A 22,089-nucleotide genomic window follows, 5' to 3' on the forward strand; every position below is an offset into this window, starting at 1 on the left:
CACCTCGATATCGATGAGCGCAAGAGCTACGAGCAGACCCTGGAAGAGGAGCGCGACATGTTCACACAGGGGCCAGCCGTCCTCTTCAAGTGGGAGAACGCAGAGGGCTGGCCCGTCGAGTTCGTCTCCGAGAACGTCGAAAATATCACAGGATACTCACCCGACCAGTTTACCTCCGGAGAGGTCTCCTACGCCGAACTTGTACACGATGCCGACATCGACCGGGTTACCGAGGAAGTCGCTGAGAACAGTGAGGAGGGGATTGACCGCTTCAGTCACGAACCGTATCGAATCGTCACCGCCGACGGCGACGTCCGGTGGGTGCTCGACCATACGAAAAACGTGTGGAACGATAGGGAAATCACGCACCGTCAGGGGTATCTCGTCGACATCACCGAGCGCAAGCGCCGAGAACAGAAACTCGAGCAGTTCCGGGAAGCTGTCGAACAGACCGGCCATGCGGTGTACATAACTGACACGGACGGGAGCATCGAGTACGTCAATCCAGCGTTCGAGCAGACTACCGGGTACAGCGAAGACGAAGTAATCGGTGAAAGACCGACACTCCTCAAATCGGGCGAACACGAGGACACCTTCTACGAGGACCTCTGGGAAACGGTGCGTAGCGGAAACCAGTGGGAAAGCGAAATAATCGACAAAAGAGCCGACGGCGAGGAGGTGATTATTTATCAGACAATTTCGCCAATTGCCGACAGTGACGGCGAACCCCAGAAGTTCGTGGCCGTCGCACGGGACATCACCGAGCGGAAAGAATACGAGGAGGCTCTCGAAGCCGCTCACGAGAAACTCAGACAGATAATTGACCTCGTGCCGGACCTGATATTCGTCAAGAACAGGGCGGGCGAGTATCTACTGGCCAACGAGACGACGGCCGACTTCTACGGAATGTCACCCGAAGCGGTAGAAGGAAGCCACGAGTCTGAGGTCATTCCGTCGGTCGACGACTCCGAGCAGTTCCGACAGGACGACCTCGAGGTAATCGAGTCTGGCGAACCTAAGTTTATCCCCAAAGAGGAACTGACGACGGCCGACGGCGAGACACGAATTCTCCAGACGACGAAGATTCCCTATCAGGTCCCCGAGAGTGGAGAAGACGCGGTCCTGGGATACGCTCGGGACGTGACAGACCTTACCGAGTACCAGCACAAACTCGAGAGTCAGCGGGACAATCTCGAAATCCTCAATCAGGTCGTGCGCCACGACATCCGCAACGACCTCCAGCTCGTGTTGGCCTACGCGGAAACGTTGCTAACCTACGTCGAACCCGAGGGAGAGGAGAACCTCGACCGGGTCCTCAATGCGACACGGGACGCGATAGACATCACCACGACGGCACGGGACGTGACGAGAGTGATGCTCCAGTCCGACGTCGAACTGAGACCGGTTCGACTCCGGCCAGCACTCGAAAGCGAGGTCGACGACGTTCAGTCGAACTACGAGGAGGCACTGGTTCGTATCGACGGGACAATTCCGAACATCGAAGTGCTGGGTGACGGGATGCTGGAGTCGGTGTTCCGGAACCTGATGAAAAACGCCATTCAGCACAACGATAAGGAGGTTCCCGAAGTGAACGTCTCTGTGACACAGGAAGAGGACAGCGCCGTCTTACGCATCGCCGACAACGGGCCTGGTATCTCTGACGAGCGGAAAGAGAAAATCTTCCAGCAGGGAGAGATGGGGCTCGACAGTGAAGGCACTGGACTTGGACTGCACCTCGTCGAGACGCTGGTTGACCGCTACGGCGGGAGCGTTTACGTCGAGGACAACGATGCGACGGGTGCAGTATTCGTCGTGGAACTCCCGTTGGCAGCCTGAACGAACGACTACTCCCGGCGCGTGGCTGGATACTTTGGGTCGCGCGCTGGCGAAATCATTCGTCCTGACCCTTGCCAGGTTCCTTTGTGCAAGATGGACCGAGTGAATCCGCTATCGCAGTCGCCGTGTTGCCACGGGGTCGCTCGAAATAGCCGTTGTAGTAGGCGGCCTGCAGTGTCTGAGACTGCTTGTCACTGAGCGGCGGCAGCCCGCTGGAACACATAGGATGTGTCCTACCGACTGCCTCGATAAAATCAGCCAGCGATGACAAGGTAGCCTACTCGAACGAGCACCGCCGGAGTATCGGCTCTCGCAGTTTGATTCCACGCAAACCATCTAGCAGTTGTGATAATTGGAGCGACGATTTTATGACTGCGGTATGCAACTTAGCGGGCGAAGTGGCTATTTCGTTACCAGTCCTCGTGATGGTACTCGGCTACGCCCTATCGGCGGGCGTGACCTTTGTGTTAGCAATCTATATCGTTCTGCACAGCGAGAACGACGACGATGTCCTGAAGATTTTTGGGTTTTTGCTGGTGGGCGTCATCACCTGGTCGCTGGCGAGCAGTGGCAGACTGCTTACACCCACACTGGGCGGCAAGATAATCTGGCAGTTCGTGCGCTATCTCGCCGTCGTGACGGTCCCCCCAGCGTTCTTCCTGTTCGTCGCAACGTACACCGGCCGCAGCAACTACGTCACGTCACAATCGCTTGCCCTGTTTGCCATCGAACCTGCAATCGTCTTCACACTCCTGTTCACGAACGACAGCCACGGGCTCTACTATCAGGCAGTCGGCCTCGACTACGTCCAGGCGACACCAGTTCTGGCGACGACCGCTGGCCCCGGATTCTGGGCGCACACGCTGTACTCGTACATCTTGATCGGCGCGGGAGTGTTTCTGTTACTCCAGTTTGCACTCACGGCAGACCGGCTCTATCGTGTGCAAGTCGTCGCACTGCTCTCCGGTGCGCTTCTCCCGATAGTTGCAAACGGCGTGTTTCTGCTGGGCGTGACACCGAACCCGGCACTCGATATCACCCCGCCAGCGTTCGCGTTGAGTTCGCTGCTTATCTTCGTCGGCGTCGTCTACGGCCGTTTTTCGCAGTTGCTACCGGTCGACAGAGAGACCATCCTGTCGGCCGTCGAAGACGGGATTTTGGTTGCCAACAGCAACGATCAGGTCACCTACGCGAACCCATCGGCCAAGGACATCCTCAGCATGCATGCGGGGGCGAATGGCCGATTCGTCGGTGAACCACTATCGGAGGTCGTCCCGGTCGTGACCGCACAAGCAACCGAACCAACAAAAGAGACGAGCGGGCAGCGGGCGTTCGAAGTCTCGTCGGTGAAAGACGGCAGACAACACTGGTTCTGGATTCGCAAAATTGGACTCGGGGAGGAGTCGACGGGTGCGACTGTCGTCTTACTCGCAGATATTACCACACGGAAAGAACGCCAGCGCCGCCGAGCGCGCCTCCAGGGAGCCACGCGAGAACTCATCGACGTCGACGACAGAGAGCAGATTGCAGCGGTTGCCGTCGACACCATCACCGAGGTCATGCAGGTTCCCGTCTGTGGCCTGTTTCTGGCAAACGACGATGCCAGTCGACTCGACGGCATCGAAGTGAGTGAAGCGTATCACGAACTGTTCGACGCCGAACCGAACTTCGACAGGGACACCACGACACTAGAGGGCCGTCTCGTGTGGGAAGCCTTCGACAACGGAGAGCCGGTGAGGATACCAGAGACACACGACTCCGCGAAGATAGAGGGCGAGCCCACCGTTCGAGGCCTCGCGGTCTATCCGCTCTCCGAGCACGGGGTCGTCATGCTTGCGAGTGACGAAGTAGGTGCCTTCGACGATGCCACGCCCGCACTACTCGAGATTTGGTTCTCTGTCATCACGGGCGCGCTGGACCAGGCCGAGGGCACCCGTATCCTGCGGGACAACAAACAGCAACTCGAGCGGCAAAACGAGCGCCTCGAAGAGTTCACGAGTGTCGTCTCACACGACCTTCGCAGTCCGATTAACACGGTGAACGGCTATGTCGAGTTGCTCCAGGACGACTACGACGACCCGCGAATCACCGGCATCCACAACGCAGTCGAGAGAATGGAGACGCTCGTCAACGACCTGCTGACGCTTGCACGCCAGGGGAAAACGGTCGACACGACCACAACCATCGACCTCGATACGACCGCCCAAAGAGCGTGGGACTCCACGCCAACTCCGGACGCATCAATTGACATCGAATCGACAATCGGGCACGTCGCGGCCGACGGGTCCCGCCTTCGCGAGGCGCTGGAGAATCTGTTCAGAAATGCTATCGAGAACACCGATGGCGAGCTCCGGATTCGGATTGGTACCCTCTCAGACGGTGAGGGATTCTTCGTCGAAGACAACGGCCCGGGAATCCCACCAGACCAGCGTGACCGCGTGTTCGAACACGGGTACACGACCGGCGAAGCAGGAACGGGACTGGGGCTGGCCATCGTCAAACGAATCATCGAGGCCCACGGATGGGAGATTCGCGTCACCGAGGGGCGCGACGGTGGAGCCCGGTTCGAAGTGACTGGCGTCGATTTCGTAGACGCCGTCGACGAGTCGCCGTAGCTGCCAGGGACAGTCCGATTCAGGATGTGAGTTCAGCAGACGGGTTCCACCGACGGCGTACGAGTATATCTCGACAAGTGGCCGGTTGCTGCCTGCGACTTTGCGGTTACGTCGCCGATACCGCTTTCCAGATGCGCTCTGCGAGCAACGAGTACTGGTCGGTCCCCATCCCTTTCTCGACGTAGTCCGTGACGTCGTCGATGATTGCCTGCTTGGCGACTTCCTGACTCCCCTGGCCGGTAAAGAGGATAAACGGGAGTTCGGGGTGGTCGTCTCGCACCTGCTGTAATAGCTCGATACCGTTCATCCCGGGCATATCGAAGTCGCTGATGACACAATCGAACTCGCCACTCTCGAGGTGGTCGAGGCCGCCGGCAGCGCTCGTCGTGCACGTTATCGAAAACCGGTCGGAGTGTTGTTGCAAGAAGAGTTCGCCCATCTCGAGGTCGTCGGGGTCGTCGTCGACAAGCAAGATTTCGATGGTCTGTCTCCTGGGTTCTTCCGGGCCGACGTCGAGTTGGGTTGCCGACTGAACGTACCGGCCAAAGAGATTGAACAGTCGTGGCGTCGGCAGCCCAATCGCAGTCTTCACTGGCCGGTCGCTTGCAACCCAGTAGAGTCTCACGGCCAGCGAGTCTGCATCGCCCAGCGAGTCACCGCCGGTCTTGAACGCGGTGATGTCGTCTCTGGGAACGACGATAGTTTGGCCGTCGTCACCACCGTCCAGTCGAATCGTCTTCGCGTCGACCGAGATGGTCATCTTTGCTGTCGACGTCGCTTCGCTCCCTTTGGTCCTGTGTCGAACCGCAGCGTCGCTCCCGTCGAGTAGCACCCGAAACAGCAGATGCTGGAACTTGAACAGTTCCTCTGCCGACCCGGTCACAGACGCCGTCGCGCGACGCTCACCGATTCGAAACGCAATCGTAATCGTCTCTCTCGCCGTCGAGCGCGCTCGCTCTGGAACGTCTTGTGCGATGTCGAAGACGTTCGAGACACTGATTGTGTGTTTCGTATCCGAGGCCACGAAGACAAGCCGCTCCTCGCCGAGTACGACCCGCATCTGCGAAGCCTCCGCTTCGCGGTTGCTCAGGTCGACGTCCGCTTTGAAATCGGCCAAGACTGTCTCCGTCAACGTACTGGCAATAGAGGGACCGATATTATCAGCGTTACGGGACTATCGGTAGTGAGACCGTGCTCTGTGCTGCTGTGGAGCGGCACAGAGAGGGGGGAAAACGATTGCGTCCAGGCACACCGACAGAGTGCCCGGCAACATTCATCTGTGTGACCGCTGTACCTCCGCATATGATTGTCCTCAGACTCGAAGGTGAGCGTCAGTGACACGGAACGCGAAAATCGTCTGCACGCTCGGCCCCTCGTCGGACGACCAGGAGACGATTGCTGGACTCGCAGACGCAGGGATGTCCGTCGCGCGACTCAACGCGAGCCACGGGACGACCGAACAGCGCAAAGAGTTGATTCAGGATGTCAGAGCAGTCGACGACCGGACGGACCGACCGATTGCGACTCTGCTCGACCTTCCAGGGCCGGAAGTGCGCACGGCCACTGTCGAGTCGCCACTCGAGCTTGCAGACGGCGCAAGCGTCGAGTTCGTCGAGGGTAAAGAAGCGACCAGCGACCGAATCGGCCTCTCCAGGTCCATCGACGGGGCCGCAGTCGGGGATACGGTCTTGCTCGACGACGGCCACATCGAAGCGACAGTCACCGGCGTCGACGGTGGCGTCGTGACTGCACGCGTCGACTCCGGTGGCGAACTCAAGAGCAGAGCCGGCGTCAACGTCCCGGGTGTCGACCTCGACTTGCCGACGATCACCGAGGCCGACGAGCGGGAACTCGACCTCGCTGCGGAGGCCGACGTCGACTTCGTGGCGGCGAGTTTCGTCCGCTCGGCCGACGACATCTACGAGATTAGCGCCGAACTGGAGGCCCGCGGTGCGGAGATTCCGCTGATTGCAAAAATCGAGCGGGCAGACGCCGTCGAAAACGTCACGGGGCTTATCGACGCCGCCTACGGCGTGATGGTCGCCCGCGGTGACCTCGGCGTGGAGTGTCCCCTGGAAGATGTCCCGATTATCCAGAAACGAATCGTCCGGGAGTGTCACCGCGCCGGCGTCCCGGTCATCACTGCCACGGAGATGCTCGATTCGATGATCCACAGTCGGCGACCGACCCGCGCCGAGGCCTCGGACGTGGCAAACGCCGTCCTCGACGGAACCGATGCAGTCATGCTCTCCGGGGAAACGGCCGTGGGCGAGCACCCGGTCCGCGTCGTCGAGACGATGTGTCGCATCATCGCGGACGTAGAAGACAGCGACGAGTACGACGAACTCTTAGAACAGCGGGTCCCACCAGCCGACGAGACGAAAACCGGCGCGCTCGCTCGCTCGGCCCGATTTCTCTCGCGGGACGTCGGCGCCGAGGCCATCGTCGCCGCCTCCGAATCCGGCTACACCGCACGGAAGGCAGCGAAGTATCGGCCGAACATCCCTATCGTCGCGGCCACGCCCAGGGACGGCGTGCGCCGACAGCTCGCACTCTCCTGGGGCATCATCCCCAAGCGCGCGGTCCACACCGGCGAGAGTGCCGACGCAGTGATTCAGGACGCCGTCCAGGCCGCCATCGAGACCGGTGCAGCAGAGAGCGGCGACACCGTCGCGGTCCTCTCGGGGATGATGACCGAACTGGAGGGACTCGACACCGCGAACATGCTCAAGGTCCACGTCGCCTCGGAGACGCTCGCCTCCGGTCGTGGCGTCGTCGCCGGCTACGCCGCAGGCCCGCTGTACCGCGTCAGAGACGGGAGTTTCGACGAGATTCCGGCGGGCGCTATCCTGGCGGTCCCGGCGAGTTTCGACGGGAAGTTCTCGGGAGACACCTCGAAACTGAGTGGCATCGTCGACGAACACGACGGGGTGACGAGCTACGCCGCCATCATCGCCAGGGAACTCGGTATCTCGATGGTCGGCTCCGTGGCGCTTCCCGACGTGGCCGACGGCACCGAAGTGACGATAGACGGGGAGCGCGGCGTCGTCTACGCTGGCCCCGTCGAGGACGCCGACAGACGCTGACTGTCGTTGGTGACGTCGACCTGGGCGCGACGACGGTACGTGAGGAAGTCGTCGGTGACCGGCCGACGGTTAGGGGTGACGCCACTCGGGGACGATGCGGTCCTGCACGAGGCGGTTGCGAGCGTGCTGGATGCAGTGTGACACACCCGTGTTCGACCTGTCAGGGTCTCGGCGACCGATGATATAAGTTAGTTCCCGGCACAGAGACGAACGAGCAGATGGGAGAGACACCACACGTTCTGGTCGTCGGCGGCGGCGCAACCGGGACCGGAATCGCGCGGGACCTCGCGATGCGCGGATTGGACGTGACGCTCGCGGAGCGCGGACCGCTGGCCAGCGGGGCCACCGGACGGATGCACGGCTTGCTCCACAGCGGAGCCCGGTACGCGGTCGCAGACCCGGAGAGCGCCCGGGCCTGTATCGCCGAAAACGACGTCCTTCGGTCGATAGCCGATCACTGCATCGACGACACGGGTGGGTTGTTCGTCCAGCACCCCGACGACCCGCCGGAGTATCTGGACCGCAAACGAGAGGCGTGCCGGGAGTGTTCGATTCCGGTCGAGGAACTGTCCGGCAGGGAAGCCAGAGAGCGGGAGCCGAACCTGAGCAAGGACGTTTCGCGGGCGCTCGCGGTCCCCGACGGCGCCGTCGACCCGTACCGGCTGACCGTCGCAAACGCCACCTCGGCACAGCGCCACGGCGCGGATATACTGCCAGGGACGCCCGTCACGAATCTGGAGACTGACGATGACGGCATCGCGAGTGCGACACTCCGGTCGAACGATGCCACGTCGACAGTCGACGTCGAGTACGTCGTCAACGCCGCCGGTGCGTGGGCGCCCGACATCGCGGCGCTGGCCGGTATCGACGTCTCGACGCGTCCCACGAAGGGAGCACTGGTACTGACAGACGTCGAAAGCGCGACGGTCGTCAATCGCTGCCGGCCGAAAGCCGAGGGCGACATCCTCGTCCCCCACGGCACACGGGCGGTCCTCGGTGCAACCGACGTGCCAGTCGAGGACCCAGACGAGTTCCCGACCAACGACGACGAAATCGAGTTGCTGTTCGAGGAACTCGAACCGGTCGTCCCGGCACTCGAAAACGCCCAGGCCATCGAGACGTTCTGGGGCGTTCGACCGCTGTTCGACCCGGCGAAAGACGGCGCAGTCGCCGGCGACATCACCCGCGGGTTCACCGTACTCGACCACGAGCGCCGCGACGACTGCCCTGGCATGTCGACTGTCGTCGGTGGAAAGTTCACCACTCACCGGCAGATGGCTGAGGCAGTCAGCGACCACGTCTGTGCGTCGTTCGGTCTCGACAGGGAGTGTGAGACGGCTTCGACCCCGTTGCCCGGCGGCGGTGGAACGCCAGAACTCGCTTCCTTCCCGGTGGAACCGCCTATCCCCGAGTGGTCGTAGGCGCCGTGATCGGTCATGAGCTTCAGTAACGTTGTTCAGGTGCGAGCCGTGTTAACGCTGTTCGCGAAGTTGTCCCTGCGTGAAAATCAGTTACAGACGCCGCAGACCCCGGGAGCCCTAAACTTTCAAGAGCGCGAGCGGCAACAGTGCCCGTATGCCATATGCTGACAACGATGGTGTCCAGTTGGCGTACGAACGGGACGGTGTCGAGGACGGAGAGACCATCGCTTTCGTCTGCGGACTCGGGTACGGGACGTGGATGTGGAACTGGCAACGAGAGCGTCTTGCAGACGAGTTCGACCTGCTCCTGTGGGACAACCGTGGTGCGGGAGACTCGGACGTTCCCGAAGGACCGTACACGATTTCCGAGATGGCGGCCGACCTCGAAGCCGTTCTCGAAGCCGCCGGTGTCGCGTCGGCCCACGTCGTCGGCGCGAGTATGGGCGGGATGATTGCCCAGCAGTACGCCTTAGAGTACGACCGGGCAGAGACGCTGAGCTTGCTCTGTACAACCCCAGGCGGGCCCGAGGAGGTCCCGATTCCCGAGGCGACACTCGAACGCATGTTCGGCGTTCCCGACGGATACGACAGCCGCGAGACCATCCGGTACAAGATGCAACCGGCACTGACCGACGAGTTCTGGGCCGAACACGAGGATGTCATCGAGCAAATCGTCGACTGGCGCCTCGACAGTGACGCTTCGGAACAGGCCAGAGCGTGGCAGGGCGCGGCCGTCGAGGCATTCGACGTCAGTCAGCGACTCGACGAGATAACGGTCCCGACGCTGGTCCTCCATGGCGAGCGCGACCGCGTTGTTCCCGTGGGGAACAGCGACCTGCTGGTCGAAGGGATTCCGACGGCAACCCGAACGACGTTCGACGAGGGTGGCGCACACCTGTTCTTTATCGAACGTGCCGATGCGGTCACCGATTCGATTCGGCAGTTTCTCCGGTAGCAAATTCCGGTAGGTCGCGGGTAAAACGTGGGAAGCACTTATTAACGCGCGTCCGCGAGTATGGGTGACAGAGGCCGTTAGGACAATGATAGATATCTCCATGGAGATGGAACAATACGATTGTCCGTTTATCGATACGACTGCGGACTACGCGGTCTCGTTTTCCAGTTTCCAGTGGGAGTTCAACGAGTCGACGCGGGAACTCGAGACGCGGATGGTCGTCCAGGCCGACGAACGTGGCGCCCTGGACGATGGACTTCGTGCGCTCAAAGAGCACGGGAATATGCACGAGTATCGCCTGCTCAAGCGGTGGGACGACATCGCACACATCCGGACGACAATCGACGAGACGGACGCGATGCAGACCATCCGCGCCAACGACGGCTACATCACCGGGCCGTTCTACGTCGAAGCGGGGTCGGAACTGTGGCACGTCGGCTTTGACTCCGAGGAGTGTGCCGACAGGACGCTGTCGGACCTCGAGCGGAACAACGAGTACTCAGTCCTGACCAGAGAGCAAAACAGCATGCCCGACCTCCAGGAACTCGTCCTGAACGCGAACCCGGCGATGCATCTTATCGAGGGCGGGCGGGAACTCTCCGACGTCGAGCGAGAGACTCTGCAAGCCGCTATCGAGGACGGGTACTTCGAATCCCCCCGCGAGACGACGCTTGGCGCACTGGCCGAGGAGTTCGACATCTCCAAACCCGCCGTCTCGAAGAATCTCCGCCGCGGCCAGCAGAAAGTCATCACCCGGATGGTCGACGTCCTCGACGACATCGACCTGGCCTGATAGGGGTTCGAACGTTTCCATTGTTTAACGCTACGCCGAATCTCTGAGAGATTTCCCCGACCCGTTATTGACTCACGTTAACACACTACATACCCATAAGCTTAACATATGAACAGGTGAGTTTATAACCATCATCTTGGTAGAACCTATTCGTCATGGATTCGAATGGCATCTCTCGACGACGGGTTCTCAGTACGCTGGGTGCAGCTGGTGCAATTGGGCTTGCCGGCTGTGGCTCGACAGGAGACAGCGACGACAGCTCTGCACAGCTGAGCATCGGATTTATCAACGACTTCACCGGGCCTGTAGCCTACTACGGACAGCAGGCGATGACCGGCTTCCTGTCGGGGCTGGCGTACAAAAACGACCAGGCGTCCCCGACTGCGTACGCCGAGGCAGGTGAATACGAAGTCGAGGTTGGCGACACTACCATCGAGATTATCGCCCGAGACACGCAGTTCGACCCGTCCGAGGCGCTCAACATCGCCCAGGACCTGGAACGCAACGAAGGCGTCGACATTCTGGCCGGGGTCAGCAACTCGACGGGCGCTCGCCGTGTCATCAACAACGTGGTCTCGGAGGCAGAGATTCCGTATATCGTCTGTCCGGCGGCGTCCGCAGACCTGACCGGCAGCTCGGACACATGTTCTGACCTCGTCTACCGGGCAAACGAAAACACCGCGATGGACGCCCGCTCCGGTGGCCGGTACATCGTCGACGAGACGGACGTCCAGAACGTCGCGCTGTTCGGTGCCGACTACAGTTTCGGCCGATCAGTCGTCGAAAACTACAAGCAAGTCCTCGAAGCGGGCGGCATCAACATCGTCATCGAAGAGTACGTCGACCAGGGCTACTCGGAGTGGGAAGGCTTCTTCGAAAACGCCGAAGACCAAGGCGCGGAAGGTATCGTCGGTGGCTTCACCGCACAGACGCTTCCATCCTTTACCACTGAGTTGCTGACCGGGGACTACGACATGCAGATGTTCGGTGGGTTCGCATCGAATCTCACCCTCGGACTGTTGGGCGATACGATTGTGAGCGTGCTTGGAGACGACTTCACCGCCGAGGACCTTCGGTCGCAGAACTTCGGGCCGTTCACGACCCGCTATCACTGGAATCAGTACGACAACGACATCAACGATTGGTTCGTCGAAAACCACACGTCCGCCTACGACATCGTCCCGGACCTGTTCACGGGTGGGGCCTTCACCGCCGCGTCGGCCGTCGTTCAGGCAATCGAACAGGAAGGAGAGGCAACCAGGGACGCCATCCCGAACCAGATGAAGGGGATGACCGTCGCGGACACGCCGAAGGGACAGGACGGTTACCAGTTCCAGGAGTACAACAACCAGGCCCGTTCGGAGATGACCGTCGCGGAGGTGATTCCCGACGAAACCGACAGCTGGCCAGCGGCGATTCAACCAAGCGACCCGGTCTCGCGCGTCAGCGCCTCGGAGACGACGATTCCGCAGTCCGACGTGTCGTGTGACCTGAGCTGATATGATGCTTCGTACTACGGGACTCACGAAGCGTTTCGGTGGCATCACTGCCGTCGACGACGTGGATTTCGAACTGTCGTCCGGCGAACTGTGCTCGCTCATCGGACCAAACGGCGCCGGCAAGACGACGTTTTTCAATCTGCTGACCGGCGCATTGACTCCCAGCGACGGGCAGATAGAGTTCCACGAGGGCGAAGACTGGACGGACATCACCGACAAGTCCCCACAGGAGACGGCGTCGCTCGGCATGCACCGCTCCTTCCAAATTACGAATATTTTCCCGACGGTGAGCGTCCTCGAAAACGTCCGGATTGCCTCGCAGGTCCACGGCGAGAACTCCCTGAAGTTCTGGCGAAACTACAACGCCTTCGAGGAGCACTTCGAGGAGGCACGCGCGATACTCGACCGCGTCGGTCTCGACGACCAGGCAGAGATAACCGCGGAGAATCTCAGCCACGGTGACAAGCGAAAACTCGAGGTCGGAATCGCACTCGCGGGTGACCCCGACGTCCTGTTGCTGGACGAGCCAAACGCCGGCGTGTCCTCGGAGAGTGTCGGTGACATCATCGCGCTCATCGAGGACGTCGCACGCGACCACGCCGTGTTGCTCGTCGAACACAACATGGACATCGTGATGCAGGTCTCCGACCGGATTGTGGTGTTAAATCAGGGCGCGGTCATCGCAGACGACGAGCCGGAGGCCATCCGGAACGACCCCGCAGTACAGGAAGCGTATCTCGGCGGCTACGAGGCCGGCGACCTGGATACTGGCTCCGCACAGATGGGCGAGGAGGGGTTCGCGTGACGCTGCTCGAAGTCGACGATATCCACACCTACTACGGCCAGAGCCACATTCTCGAAGGTGTCTCACTGGACATCGCGGACGGGGAAGTGGTCGCGCTGCTGGGCCGGAACGGCGTGGGAAAGACGACGACGATGCGCTCGATACTCCAGCTAACGCCACCCCGGACCGGAAGCGTCCGCTTTAGAGGCGAGGAACTCGTCGGGAAACAGACCAGCGAGGTCGCAGCCGCCGGTATCGGCTGGATTCCCGAGGACCGACGCATCTTCAGTCAACTCACGGTCGAAGAGAACCTCCGCGTCTCGGTCCCGGACCCCGACGGCGTCGCGAATGCGCTGGAGTCGGCGTTCGATACGTTTCCGATTCTCGAAGAGCGCCGGGGCCAGGACGCCGGCACCCTCTCTGGTGGCCAACAGCAGATGCTCGCTATCGCTCGCGGACTCGTCGGCGACAACGACCTGATGCTCGTCGACGAACCAAGCGAGGGACTCGCCCCGCAGATAGTCGCCGACGTCGGCGAAGCATTGCTCAAGGCGTCCCAGGAGGTGCCGCTGTTGCTGGTCGAACAGAACTTGCAGATGGCACTGGACCTGGCCGACCGGTTTTACGTCCTCGACCACGGCCAGATCGTCGACAAAGGTGACGCGGCGGCGGTCTCTGCGGAGGACGACCGACTCAGGAGGCATCTCTCAGCATGATGGCAACACTCATCAACGACATCGGGCAGTTCCTCTCACCGTCGACGCTCGTCAGCGTCATCGCGGAAGGAATCGCCGAAGCCGGCGTACTCGTGATGATTGCCGCGGGCCTGACGCTCATCTTCGGACTGATGGGCGTGTTGAACTTCGCCCACGGCTCGCTCACGATGATTGGCGCCTTCGTCGGCGGCTGGATGGCCTTGTTCGTCATCGGCCAGTCGTCGTTTGGCGTCTCGTTGCTCCTCTTTCTCCTGACGATGATCGTCGGCTTCGTCGTCCTCGCCGGCATCGGAACGGGGATCGAAGTCGGTCTCATCAGGCGACTGTACGACCGGCCACCCATCTACCAGATTCTGTTGACTTTCGGGCTGACGCTCGTCCTCGACGAGATTATCGCCATCATCGTCGAGTTCTACCGTGGACCAGGGCGCGCGCAAAACGACTGGCGCGAACCGTTGCAGTCGCTCCCTGCGGAACTGCGGACCGACTACTTTGTCGGTCTCAGCGGGCTCGAACTGCTGCAAATCGCGCTCGGAGTGTTCACTGTCGTCGGCGTCTGGGCGTTCCTGAACAAGACCCGGTACGGACTGTACGTCCGCGCCGGCAGCGAGGACGAGGAGATGGCCGAGGCACTCGGTATCGACGTCCGGCGCGTGTTCACTGTGGTGTTCGCACTGGGTGCCGGTCTCGCCGGCGCAGCGGGTGTGTTGGTCGTCTGGGACCAGTCGTACTCCCTGAGCGTGCCACTCGCCGCGGACGTGCTCTTGCCGGCCTTCGTCATCGTCATCATCGGCGGGCTCGGGACGTTCAAGGGGACTGTCGTCGCGTCGCTCATCGTCGGTCAGGTGACGGTCGTCACCCGATGGTTCTTCCAGAACTCCGCCGCCATCGACTTCGCCGGCCTACCGTCGCTGATGATATTCCTCATCCTCGTCGTGATGTTGCTCATCAGGCCACAGGGACTCTTCGGCGTCGAGGAGGTGGGGGGCCATTAGCTCCGAACCCGCAACTCCCCAGGAGTCGGTCGGGGACAGCTGGCCCGTCCAGTACCTGCGGGACCACGCCATACACGTCGCTGTCGTCCTCGCGTTCCTGGTCTACCCGCACCTCTATGACATCCTCACCGTCGAGGTGCCGGCGACCCAGGCGTTCCTGCCCCAGATAAGCACGGGCATCTTCATCCTCTATTTCGGCCTGTTTGCCATCTCATTTGACTTTATCAGCGGCTACACGGGGTATCTCTCCTTTGGCCACGCGGCCTTCTACGGCGCCGGCGGGTACTTCGTGGTCCTGGCCGGGAACGGCAAACTGCCGCTTGTCGGCCCGGAGACCCCGTACGTGTTCCTGATTCTCGGCGCGGCAGTGGTCGCACTCTTGCTTTCGGTCGCTATCGGGCTGCTCTCCTTTCGGCTGACCGGCGTGTACTTCGCGATGATTACGCTCGGGTTCGGCCAGGTGCTGTACGTCGTCTCGGAGAGCTGGCGCTGGCTTGGGAGTTCGCCAAGCGAGGGACTCGAAACCGGGGCGAACTTCGTCTTCGGTGTTCCCTACACCGACCTGGGGCTCGAACTCGGATTCTACGGCAGCGAAGTCGAGATTCTCAACATCTACAACAACCCCGAGTTTGTCGCCTTCTACGTCATCGGCTTTGTCGTCCTCATCTGTTATCTGGCGATGCAGCGGATGATTCACTCGCCGTTTGGCCGTGCGATGATTGCCATCCGCGAAAACGAGGAGCGAGCGCGTGCAATCGGGTACAACACGCTCGTGTACAAGCTCGGCGCGTTCATGATTAGCGCCTTCTTCGCCGGCGTCGCGGGCGCGCTGTGGGCCGGTTACCAGAACGGCGTCTCCCCCGACGAGGGATTCTACTTCCTCGTGACCGGGAACGCACTTTTGGCCTCTATCATCGGCGGCCTCGGGACGCTCGTCGGTCCGCTGTACGGGTGGATATTCACCGAGTCTGTCGACGAGTTCCTCGCCCCGGAATCGCAGGGTGGCGGACTCCAGGCACTCCTCGAAGGCGTGCTCCCGGAAAGCGGCGTCCAGATTCTCGAAGCGGTGATGACCGGTCACGCCGGCCTGTATCTGGGCATCATCTTCGTCGTCTTCGTCCTGTTCGTTCCCGGTGGTCTCATCGGCTCTATCCGGGCGCGGGTCGGCAACACCTCCATCGCAAAGGCTGTGAGCCAGCGGATAGAGCAACTCCGCTGACTCCGCCCGTCTGTTTTTGGTAAACCTAAAAGCTCAAGAGGGGCGAGCGATATCGGTCACGTAATGGCAACACAGAGCCGCTCGGCGGCAACAGAGGAGTACACGTTCGAAGATTTGAGCGTCGTCATGGGAACGTACAACGAGGAGGCAGCTATCGGGACGGTCCTCTCGGACATCGACGACGTGACGGACGGACAGGCAGAGGTCGTCTGCGTCGACGGGTCCAGCGACGCGACACCGGAAATCGCACGCGAACACGGCGCACGCGTCATCGAACAGGAGCCACAGGGGTACGGCGTCGCGGTCAGGGAGGCACTACTGTCGGCGAGTCGTCCGGTCGTCGTCACGACAGACTGTGACGACACCTACCCGATGGAGCAACTCCCGGAGTTTCTCGACGCCATCAACGACGGGTGTGACGTGGTCAGCGGCGACCGACTCTATCACGGTGCCGAGGCGATGCCGGCGATGAACCGCCTCGGCAACAGTGCCTTCGCGTATCTTGCCTCGGCGCTGATGGGCGAACGCGTTCACGATACCACGACCGGGATGCGAGCCTACCGGAAAGAGCTCATCGAGAAAATCGAGTGGACCGAAAACACCGGCCTCTCTGCCGAGTTGCTGATTCGACCGGTGATGCGGGGCTACGAGGTACGGGAGGCCCCAATCGAGTACCGCGAACGAAAAGGTGAGACGAAACTCGACCCCTTCCAGGGCGGCGCAGAGATTGCAAAATCCATCGTCAAAGTCTGTCTCGAAGAGCGGTTCCGATAGGTCGGTTGCACCGACCGAGTCGGGGGTCACTCCGGCGGGCCGTGCTGGTAGCTTTCGGTTCCCCCAGGGTGGCCCTGCGGATTTTCGAGCCCCAGCAGTTTTCCCCCGGTCGGTGAACTGTACAGCGCGTACAGGAGTTCGTTGACGACGTAGAACCGGACCTGCTCGACATCGCCCCCGTCCGGGTCCGGGTCGCTCACGTCTGCGCCCATCGCACTGAGGACAGTCTCCTGGCGCGTCGGCGACAGCTCCAGATACGGTGTGTCGTACCACTCGCTGGCGTACCTGTCCACATACTCCAGAGCGTCGATCATTCCCGCAAGTCGGTCGGGTTGGTCGTGGATGCGGCCGACGACGTAGGTTTCGACGAACTCCGGAATCCCCGAGACGGCCGACGGGTACGTCGCGACGGCGACCGCCTGGAGCAGTTCGCGGTCGTGCTCGGACATCGTCGGGCCGTCTTCGTCGTCGGCGCCGTCCTGTAGTGCGTTCCAGGTCAGTGCTCCGCCGGCGGCGACACCGAGGGAGGCGAGTGCTGCAATCGCGTCACGGCGTGTGAGTTCGTACTCTGTCATCTGTTGGCTCCGTGTACTGTTGCGTTCATGCTGACCCCCTCGCGGTGCTCGCCGGGGACGTAGGCGGCTTCGCCACCACAGCGAGTCGGGCCGCGACAGACTTCGAGTGAAGGCGTGAGCGCCCGGTAGCCGTCACGGGTCCGGTCGACCGGGACTGTCACGACGTACTCGAACCCGCCGAGTGTCCCAGAGTCGACGTAAGCCACGAGCCTGAACGGCACAGAGCTCTGGCGGTCGACGCTGAAGTTCTCGGCAAACTGCGGCGAGGTGACCGTCGCCCGACCGTTTTCGATGGTGATGGAGATATCGAGTTCCGGGCCTGGCCTGGTGGCCGTCGAGCTTTGGCCGTTCTGGGCGAAACTGCCCCTGACGAGCACTGTCTCGGCAGCCGGTGGAACCCCAAGCGAGACGTTCGCGGTGACGCGTGACCCCTCAGCGACGCGGACTCGCTGGAGCCGCGGCGCCACTGCCTGCCGGGAGTGGGGCGTCCAGTCACCGCGGTAGGTGTACCGGTAGACGGTCCGATTGGGGAACGCATCGACGACGTCGAACTGCCGGTCGTCGAGTGCGTAGACGGTGTCCCCGTCGAATCCGGGCCCGTTCCGCAACGGCTGGAACGGATGATTGAGCCAGTCGCCGTACGGCGACGGGAGGAAGACGAGCGCGTTCTGGAACTCCCGCTCCTCGAATGGTTCGTAGGCCTGTTCGTACTGCCGGGTCACCTCGCTGTTGTCCGCAAGCGGGCCGGCGACGGCGCCGGCAGTGACTCCCACCAGGACGAGCGAACTGGCCAGGAGGACGACCAGCGAGACAACTCGTACTCGTCGGCTATCGAGTCCAGCGTACTGCGTGTGGACGACCTTCGCGATGGCAAGGGCACCGACGGCTCCGAACGCCACCGTCGGGAGCAACAGGCCGACGTGGTAGTACGGACCGAGAAAGGAGATGAGTCCGTCCGTCGTATCCGAGAGGTCACCGAGGACGTTCAGCGTCCCCCAGAAGTAGACGTTCCCCAGCGGTATCGTGACCGCGAGACCGGCAAGGGTGAGCGTCCGCGGGGCGGGTCGCCAATCACTTCGATGGAGGACGGCACCGAGGCCGCCGAGTGCCAGCAGACTACCCAGTGGGCCGCCGGCGGTCCACTGGGTCGCGTAGGTCAGGAGGTTCCGTGCGTTTGCCTCCAGCGCGAGCGGGATGGTGTAGTCGCGTTCGTAGCCCACTATCCGACGGACGCCGAAGCCAGGGCCGTCAAGCGGGGCAAACGCCTGATACGGAAAGACCAGCGGGTCACCGGTCACGACGGCGTTGTACCCCAGCGCGACGCCGACACCACAGAGACCGAGCGCCGCGGTGATTCCCTGCCGTACCACTGCATCGCGGTCGAACCCCCGGAGCGTCCAGAGGGCGTGGGCGATAAACGGCGCCGCAAACAGCACGGCGGTGTACGGGCGGGCGAAAAAGGAGAGTCCGATTGCCCCACCCGCCAGCGCACCGAAGCGTCTGTCGCCGGTGCGGTCAGCGCGGAGGTACGCCCACGCAAAACAGAGGTTCAGCGTAAAGGCCGGGATGTAGGGGAGAAAGACCGACCCGTCGACGAGAAAGAGCGGTGTGAGCACGAGCAAGACGGCGGCGACGACGCCAGTCTCGCGGTCGAACACCTCGGCGACGACAGCGTAGGTCAGGGCAACAGCGAGTGCCGCGACGACTGCAAGAGCGAGTCGTGCCGACCCGGCCACCATCCCGAGCGCGAAGATGGCGGCGGTGACTGGCGTGTACTTCGGGTACAGTGTTTCCCCCTCGGCGACGAAAAACCACGGCCGGAACACGTCGGGAACCGGCGGACGGAGGAACAACTGTCCGTCCAGAAGCATCGCGGCCTGCTGGAGATAGACGGCCTCGTCGTGGTTCGTCGTGTAGTACGGAAAGACGCTCTCGCCGATAGCAAACACGAGGAGGGCAGTGAGGACAGCGAGCGAGCCCACGACCCAGCGTGGCCGTCTTCGAGCCGAAGCAAGTCGGTCGCGCGCGCCCATTTCAGTCGACCGGGTACCAGGCCAGCGGGTGGTCGGCGACGATGTCGACGGCGACTGGCTGGCCGTGTTCGAAGGTCTTGACGTGGTTGTGCAGACAGCGGACGACGCCGCCGTCGTTCAATTCGACGCGGTAGACGAAGTTCGGGCCGTTGTACTGCCGGTGGACGATGTGGCCGTCGGCCATACTCTCGTCGATGGGTGTCGCTTCGAGGTCGTCCGGCCGGACCAGCACGTCGATACGTGCCCCGTCGTAGGCGCTGAGTGGGCCGTTTATCTGGTCGGTCGAGAGCGTATCGAGGGTGGTCTCGACGATGTCGCCGCGGACGCGGCCGGTTAGAAAGCTGGCCCGGCCGAGGAAGGAGGCGACGAACTTCGATTCGGGGTTCTCGAAGACGGTCTCGGGCTTGCCGACCTGTTCGAGATGGCCGTCGTTGATAATCGCCACGCGGTCGCTGATAGAGAGTGCCTCCTCCTGGTCGTGCGTGACCGAAATCGCGGTGACGCCGGCTTCTTTCAGGATGCGTCGGACCTCCTCGCGCATCTCGACGCGCAGGCGGATGTCGAGATTCGAGAACGGCTCGTCGAGCAGGAGGACGTCCGGTTGCGGCGCGAGCGAGCGGGCGAGCGCGACGCGTTGTTGCTGGCCACCGGAGAGCTGACTGGGCATCTTCTCGCGGTGGTCTTCGAGCCCGACGAGTTCGAGCAGTTCGTCGACGCGGTCCTCGCGGTCGGCTTTCGCCCAACTGTCGATGCCGAAGGCGATGTTCTCGGCGACGTCGAGGTGGGGAAAGAGCGCGAAGTTCTGAAAGACCAGCCCGACGTCGCGGTCTTCCGGGGCGACGAAGTGGCCGTCACCGGCGACAGTCTCGCCGGCGATGGTTATCGTCCCGCTGGTGGGCTCGGTCAGACCGGCGATGAGTCGGAGCGTCGTCGTCTTCCCACAGCCCGACGGTCCCAGGAAGGTGAGCAGTTCACCCTCGTCGACCGACAGCGAGAGGTCTTCGACCGCCGCTTCTGGACCGAACTCCTTCGTGACACCGTCTAGTTCGAGGACCGCCGCCGTCTGCTCCTCGTGGTCGTCGGTCGATTCTGTCGCCGGTTCGGTCGTGGGTGGTTCGTTACGGGGCATCGTCGGTTTCCTGTCGTAGTATGATGAGCATCGAGAGCGCAGAGACGCCAACCAGGATGAGCGCCGGGACAGCGGCCTGGCCGTAGTATGCTGCCTCTTGGACCTGCCAGATGTAAGTAACGATGGTTTCGCCGCCGAGCGGTCGCAGGAGAAGCGTCGCCGGGAGCTCCTTCATCGTGGTGAGAAAGACCAGCGCACCGCCCGCAATAACGCCTGGCGCAATCTGGGGGAAGACGACTCGCCGGAACGACCGCAGCGAGCCATCGCCCATCGACCGGGCCGCCTCGACGTGTTTGGGGTCGACCTGGAGTATCGACGACTCCATCGTCCCGACGGCCTGCGGAATAAAGCGGACGATATACGCGAATATCAGGATGAAGACGGTGCCATAGAGGACGTTCGCGTAGCGAAGCCCCAGGAAGATAAGCGAGAGCCCGACGACGACACCTGGCATCGCGTAGCCGATGTAGCTCGCCCGCTCGGGAAGCGAACCCAGCGTCGAGTCACTGCGCGCCGAGAGATAGGCCAGCGGGAGCCCGACCAGAACCGCACCGATGGCGGCGGCCGCCGAGACGCCGAGTGAGTTTGCGATAAAGGACAACTCGAAGGAGAATCCTCCCTCGGCGTAGCCCGGCGAGGGGCGACCGAGCCACATGAACAGAATGCCGACGGGGACCGCAAGACCCAGGAAGGCAATCGACGCGCAAAACGCCAGCGCGGGCCACTTCCAGCGGCCGAGTTCGATAGTTCCCGGCCGCTTCGAGCCACTGGAGACGTGTGCGCCTTCCCGGCTGGCGTTGATTCGGGACTCCCAGACGAGAATGCCCACCGTAATCACGAGCAACAGCAGGGAGAGCAACGCGGCACGGCCGAGGAAGAAGTTGTTGTACCAGACGTAAATCATCCGCGTGAACACGTCGTAGCGCATAATCTGGGGCGTCCCGAAATCAGAGAGCGTATAGAGTGCGACCAGGAGCGACCCCGCAGCGATGCCAGGTTTGATCTGCGGGAGCGTGACGCGTCGAAAGGCCTGCCAGCGGGAGTGGTTGAGCGTCTGGGCTGCCTCGACGACAGTGCCGTCGAAGGAAAGCAGTGAGGCTCGCGTGGTCAGGTAGACGTACGGGTAGGTAAACAGCGTCAGGACCAGTGCCGTGCCGAACAGGCCGTAGATTGCCGGCAGCTCCTGGATGCCAAGCGGGGCGAGGATGTCCTGAAGGACACCGCGGGGCCCAAATGCGGAGACGAAGGCGAAGGCACCGATGTAGCTCGGCACGACGAGTGGCAGCGCCGACACGATGGTCCAGAACCGGCGGAAGGGAAGGTCAGTCTGGACGGTGAGGATGGCCAGTGGGACGCCGACGAGAATCGAGCCTGCGGTTACCGTCGCCGTCAGGAGCAGGGAGTTGAGAACGATTTCGCCGGTTCGTGCGCTGAAGACCATCTCGGTCGCCCGGTCGAGACCGACGGTCTGGGCTTCGAGGACAATCCAGGCGACCGGCGAGAGCAAGACGACGGCGGCGAGCGTGGCAACGACGACGAGCGGCGACGGGAGATGCCGGCGAGCACGCTCGCGGACCCGTCTGAACGTGCCACGGAGACGCGAGCCGACCGACGCAAGCGTCGATTGCGAGGGACCGTCCATCAGTCTGTGCAGTGATT

At 62.2% G+C, this 22,089-nt stretch carries 18 protein-coding genes; 12 read left to right on the plus strand and 6 right to left on the minus strand.

Annotated elements, in window-relative coordinates; genetic code table 11:
• Window positions 1-57 precede the first annotated feature (57 nt).
• On the plus strand, window positions 58-1,836 hold the full coding sequence (locus QYL91_RS18270; RefSeq protein ID WP_417750578.1) for a PAS domain S-box protein: 1,779 nt from the start codon (window positions 58-60) through the stop codon (window positions 1,834-1,836).
• A 55-nt stretch (window positions 1,837-1,891) separates the two neighbouring features.
• Here QYL91_RS18270 and QYL91_RS12225 read toward each other — a convergent pair whose 3' ends face one another.
• On the minus strand, window positions 1,892-2,059 hold the full coding sequence (locus tag QYL91_RS12225; protein WP_302080779.1) for a helix-turn-helix domain-containing protein: 168 nt from the start codon (window positions 2,057-2,059) through the stop codon (window positions 1,892-1,894).
• 202 nt (window positions 2,060-2,261) lie between these two features.
• On the opposite strand from QYL91_RS12225, the gene QYL91_RS12230 reads away from it, so the two are divergent.
• On the plus strand, window positions 2,262-4,451 hold the full coding sequence (locus QYL91_RS12230) for a histidine kinase N-terminal 7TM domain-containing protein (RefSeq protein ID WP_302080780.1): 2,190 nt from the start codon (window positions 2,262-2,264) through the stop codon (window positions 4,449-4,451).
• Window positions 4,452-4,557: 106 nt separating this feature from the next.
• Here QYL91_RS12230 and QYL91_RS12235 read toward each other — a convergent pair whose 3' ends face one another.
• Complete coding sequence (locus QYL91_RS12235; RefSeq protein WP_302080781.1) at window positions 4,558-5,583, minus strand: CheF family chemotaxis protein; 1,026 nt, start codon at window positions 5,581-5,583, stop codon at window positions 4,558-4,560.
• Between the two features lie 202 nt (window positions 5,584-5,785).
• On the opposite strand from QYL91_RS12235, the gene pyk reads away from it, so the two are divergent.
• The 10 genes from pyk to QYL91_RS12285 all read left to right on the plus strand — a co-directional run bounded on the left by pyk (window position 5,786) and on the right by QYL91_RS12285 (window position 16,693).
• Window positions 5,786-7,537 (plus strand): pyruvate kinase, encoded by a 1,752-nt coding sequence (pyk, locus tag QYL91_RS12240; protein ID WP_302080782.1) that lies wholly within the window; start codon window positions 5,786-5,788, stop codon window positions 7,535-7,537.
• 218 nt (window positions 7,538-7,755) lie between these two features.
• Window positions 7,756-8,958, plus strand: coding sequence for an FAD-dependent oxidoreductase (locus tag QYL91_RS12245; protein ID WP_302080783.1), 1,203 nt, complete (start codon window positions 7,756-7,758; stop codon window positions 8,956-8,958).
• 154 nt (window positions 8,959-9,112) lie between these two features.
• Entirely contained in the window at window positions 9,113-9,913 is an 801-nt protein-coding gene (locus QYL91_RS12250) for an alpha/beta fold hydrolase (protein ID WP_302080784.1), read from the plus strand.
• 85 nt (window positions 9,914-9,998) lie between these two features.
• Window positions 9,999-10,706 (plus strand): helix-turn-helix domain-containing protein, encoded by a 708-nt coding sequence (locus tag QYL91_RS12255; protein WP_302080785.1) that lies wholly within the window; start codon window positions 9,999-10,001, stop codon window positions 10,704-10,706.
• A gap of 155 nt (window positions 10,707-10,861) precedes the next feature.
• Window positions 10,862-12,205 carry an ABC transporter substrate-binding protein gene (locus QYL91_RS12260; protein ID WP_302080786.1) on the plus strand — a complete coding sequence of 448 codons (1,344 nt, stop codon included), beginning with the start codon at window positions 10,862-10,864 and terminating at the stop codon, window positions 12,203-12,205.
• Between the two features lie 4 nt (window positions 12,206-12,209).
• Window positions 12,210-13,010, plus strand: a complete 801-nt coding sequence (locus QYL91_RS12265) for an ABC transporter ATP-binding protein (RefSeq protein ID WP_302082863.1) — start codon at window positions 12,210-12,212, stop codon at window positions 13,008-13,010.
• Complete coding sequence (locus QYL91_RS12270; RefSeq protein ID WP_302080787.1) at window positions 13,007-13,705, plus strand: ABC transporter ATP-binding protein; 699 nt, start codon at window positions 13,007-13,009, stop codon at window positions 13,703-13,705. Before QYL91_RS12265 ends, QYL91_RS12270 begins: the two co-directional genes overlap by 4 nt.
• Window positions 13,702-14,700 (plus strand): branched-chain amino acid ABC transporter permease, encoded by a 999-nt coding sequence (locus QYL91_RS12275; RefSeq protein ID WP_302080788.1) that lies wholly within the window; start codon window positions 13,702-13,704, stop codon window positions 14,698-14,700. The genes QYL91_RS12270 and QYL91_RS12275 overlap by 4 nt, the downstream gene beginning before the upstream one ends.
• 70 nt (window positions 14,701-14,770) lie before the next feature.
• A complete protein-coding gene (locus tag QYL91_RS12280) occupies window positions 14,771-15,919 on the plus strand; it encodes a branched-chain amino acid ABC transporter permease (protein WP_417750579.1) in 1,149 nt (382 codons plus the stop codon).
• Between the two features lie 63 nt (window positions 15,920-15,982).
• Complete coding sequence (locus tag QYL91_RS12285) at window positions 15,983-16,693, plus strand: dolichyl-phosphate hexose transferase (RefSeq protein WP_302080790.1); 711 nt, start codon at window positions 15,983-15,985, stop codon at window positions 16,691-16,693.
• A gap of 26 nt (window positions 16,694-16,719) precedes the next feature.
• Here the strand turns inward: QYL91_RS12285 and QYL91_RS12290 are convergent, their stop codons facing one another.
• Genes QYL91_RS12290 through QYL91_RS12305 form a run of 4 tightly spaced genes read right to left on the minus strand, consistent with a single transcriptional unit; the run spans window position 16,720 to window position 22,072 of the window.
• Window positions 16,720-17,268 (minus strand): gluconate 2-dehydrogenase subunit 3 family protein, encoded by a 549-nt coding sequence (locus tag QYL91_RS12290; protein WP_302080791.1) that lies wholly within the window; start codon window positions 17,266-17,268, stop codon window positions 16,720-16,722.
• Window positions 17,265-19,301 (minus strand): ArnT family glycosyltransferase, encoded by a 2,037-nt coding sequence (locus tag QYL91_RS12295; protein ID WP_302080792.1) that lies wholly within the window; start codon window positions 19,299-19,301, stop codon window positions 17,265-17,267. Before QYL91_RS12295 ends, QYL91_RS12290 begins: the two co-directional genes overlap by 4 nt.
• A 1-nt stretch (window position 19,302) precedes the next feature.
• Window positions 19,303-20,430, minus strand: coding sequence for an ABC transporter ATP-binding protein (locus QYL91_RS12300; RefSeq protein WP_302080793.1), 1,128 nt, complete (start codon window positions 20,428-20,430; stop codon window positions 19,303-19,305).
• Window positions 20,420-22,072 (minus strand): ABC transporter permease, encoded by a 1,653-nt coding sequence (locus QYL91_RS12305; protein WP_302080794.1) that lies wholly within the window; start codon window positions 22,070-22,072, stop codon window positions 20,420-20,422. The genes QYL91_RS12300 and QYL91_RS12305 overlap by 11 nt, the downstream gene beginning before the upstream one ends.
• Between the last annotated feature and the right edge of the window lie 17 nt (window positions 22,073-22,089).

The organism is Salinibaculum rarum (assembly GCF_030505615.1).
In the GTDB taxonomy this organism is placed as follows: domain Archaea; phylum Halobacteriota; class Halobacteria; order Halobacteriales; family Haloarculaceae; genus Salinibaculum; species Salinibaculum rarum.

Coding starts and splice junctions, on each gene's coding strand:
- QYL91_RS12250 (WP_302080784.1), top strand. CDS start 9,113: ATGCCATATGCTGACAACGATGGTGTCCAGTTGGCGTACGAACGGGAC.
- QYL91_RS12260 (WP_302080786.1), top strand. CDS start 10,862: ATGGATTCGAATGGCATCTCTCGACGACGGGTTCTCAGTACGCTGGGT.
- QYL91_RS12285 (WP_302080790.1), top strand. CDS start 15,983: ATGGCAACACAGAGCCGCTCGGCGGCAACAGAGGAGTACACGTTCGAA.
- QYL91_RS12275 (WP_302080788.1), top strand. CDS start 13,702: ATGATGGCAACACTCATCAACGACATCGGGCAGTTCCTCTCACCGTCG.
- QYL91_RS12295 (WP_302080792.1), bottom strand. CDS start 19,301: ATGGGCGCGCGCGACCGACTTGCTTCGGCTCGAAGACGGCCACGCTGG.
- QYL91_RS12245 (WP_302080783.1), top strand. CDS start 7,756: ATGGGAGAGACACCACACGTTCTGGTCGTCGGCGGCGGCGCAACCGGG.
- QYL91_RS12230 (WP_302080780.1), top strand. CDS start 2,262: ATGGTACTCGGCTACGCCCTATCGGCGGGCGTGACCTTTGTGTTAGCA.
- QYL91_RS12255 (WP_302080785.1), top strand. CDS start 9,999: ATGATAGATATCTCCATGGAGATGGAACAATACGATTGTCCGTTTATC.
- QYL91_RS12265 (WP_302082863.1), top strand. CDS start 12,210: ATGCTTCGTACTACGGGACTCACGAAGCGTTTCGGTGGCATCACTGCC.
- QYL91_RS12290 (WP_302080791.1), bottom strand. CDS start 17,268: ATGACAGAGTACGAACTCACACGCCGTGACGCGATTGCAGCACTCGCC.
- QYL91_RS18270 (WP_417750578.1), top strand. CDS start 58: ATGTTCACACAGGGGCCAGCCGTCCTCTTCAAGTGGGAGAACGCAGAG.
- QYL91_RS12305 (WP_302080794.1), bottom strand. CDS start 22,072: ATGGACGGTCCCTCGCAATCGACGCTTGCGTCGGTCGGCTCGCGTCTC.
- QYL91_RS12300 (WP_302080793.1), bottom strand. CDS start 20,430: ATGCCCCGTAACGAACCACCCACGACCGAACCGGCGACAGAATCGACC.
- QYL91_RS12225 (WP_302080779.1), bottom strand. CDS start 2,059: ATGTGTTCCAGCGGGCTGCCGCCGCTCAGTGACAAGCAGTCTCAGACA.